Genomic DNA, 1735 nt, shown 5'->3' with positions numbered 1-1735 from the left:
GGCAGGGTAAGGGTTTCGTATTCGACCGTGAGTTCGCCGACCAGGGGGTGACACAGCCGTTTCGAACCGTGGGTGCGCTGGTGGACCCGGTGCTGCTCCCACCAGTGGTCGAACTCGCGGCTGTTGTGGCGCAGTTCGGTGACGAGGGCGGCGGTGGCCTGGTCGTCCGGGTCGCGGCCGACCTCGAACCGGAGGCTTTCGACCGCGGCGCGCGCCTGGTCGTGCCAGTCGGCGAACAGTGATCGGGCTTCTTCGCCGAGGAACATCCAGCGGGCGTAGTTGCGTTGCGCCGCCGGAAGCCGGTCGAAGTCGGTGAACAGTGCCTTGGCCATCCGGTTGGCGGCCAGCACGTCGGTGCGGCGCCCGAGAATGAGGGCGGGCTCGCCGTCAAGGGCGTCGAGGAACTGGTAGAGCCCGGGACGCACCCGCTGGACGTCGCGGGCCCGCCGGGGGGCAGGTGCCGAGGTCAGTCCGATGAGGTCTTCGAGATGGGCACGTCCCGCGGCGTCGAGTCCGAGCGCACGGCCGATCGCCTCGACCACGGCGGCGGAGGGGGTGATGCGACGGCCCTGTTCGAGCCGGGCGTAGTAGTCGGTGGACACTCCGGCCAGCCGTGCGACTTCCTCGCGGCGCAGGCCGGGCACGCGGCGCACCCGTCCATCGGGTGGCAGCCCCGCCCGTGCCGGGTCGAGCTGACTGCGCGCCCGGCGCAGGAAATCAGCGAGTTCACGATTGGCCTTGGTCACGGGATCGATTATCCCGAACCTTTTCCGCACCAGGGTGGACCTGTGCGTCCTAGGTTCCGGAGTCCGCGGTCGCACAGGGCGCGAGATACGCCCCCACGACGAGTTTCGGCCGGTCAAGCTGAAAGCACGCCACCACGGAAACGGCCCGGCGGCGCATCACTGGAATCGTGAGTAAAGGACCACCATGAATTTCCCCACGGATCGACCTGCGACCTGGTTCGTGACCGGTGCTTCCCGCGGCTTGGGGCTGGAACTGGTCACGCAGTTGCTCCGGCGCGGTGACCACGTCGCCGCGACGACACGCTCCACCGAGCGGCTGCTGGCGGCCCTCGGCGACCGCGTCGACACGTCCCGGCTGCTTCCGCTCGGGGTCGACCTGCGGGACGAGGAGGAGGTGCGGCAGGCCGTCCGGCGGACCACCGGGCGATTCGGCGCCCTCGACGTGGTCGTCAACAATGCCGGTTACGGCTTCCTGGCCGCCGTCGAGGAGACCGGCGTCCGCGAGATCCGCGACCTGCTCGACGTGCAGGTCATCGGCGTGTGGAACGTGTTGCGTGCCACGCTGCCGATCCTGCGTGAGCAGAAGAGCGGTCACGTCGTCAACGTGTCGTCGATCCTCGGGCTGACCGCCATGCCGGGCTGGGCGCTCTACTGTGCGGGCAAGTTCGCGCTGGAGGGCCTCAGCGAGGCGCTGGCCGCGGAGGTCGCCGACTTCGACGTCAAGGTCACCATCGTCGAGCCCGGTTACTTCCGCACCGACTTCCTCACCACCGACTCGCTCGCACTGCCCACGGCCACCACGGACGCCTACCCGGCTCTCCGGGAGATGACCGACAACCACCTGAAGCTGCAGGGCAGCCAGTTGGGCGACCCGGTCAAGGGCGCCGAGGCGATCATTCGCCGGGTCGTCAGCGGTGAGGGGCCGTTGCGCCAGTTGCTCGGTTCGGACGCACACGCCTTCGCCACTGCCAAGGTCGACGCCCTGCGTG

General features: G+C 69.3%; 2 protein-coding genes. One reads left to right on the top strand and one right to left on the bottom strand.

Annotation, left to right across the window (positions count from 1 at the left end; translation table 11 throughout):
- On the bottom strand, window positions 1-746 hold a 746-nt coding region (locus FNH05_RS36930), incomplete at its 3' end, for a helix-turn-helix domain-containing protein (RefSeq protein ID WP_144593466.1).
- A gap of 184 nt (window positions 747-930) precedes the next feature.
- On the opposite strand from FNH05_RS36930, the gene FNH05_RS36925 reads away from it, so the two are divergent.
- The coding region (locus FNH05_RS36925; protein WP_144593465.1) for an SDR family oxidoreductase at window positions 931-1735 on the top strand (805 nt) is incomplete at its 3' end.

The sequence above is a fragment of the Amycolatopsis rhizosphaerae genome, from assembly GCF_007713715.1.
GTDB lineage: Bacteria > Actinomycetota > Actinomycetes > Mycobacteriales > Pseudonocardiaceae > Amycolatopsis_E > Amycolatopsis_E rhizosphaerae.
This window is presented reverse-complemented; position numbering and strand designations above follow the sequence as displayed.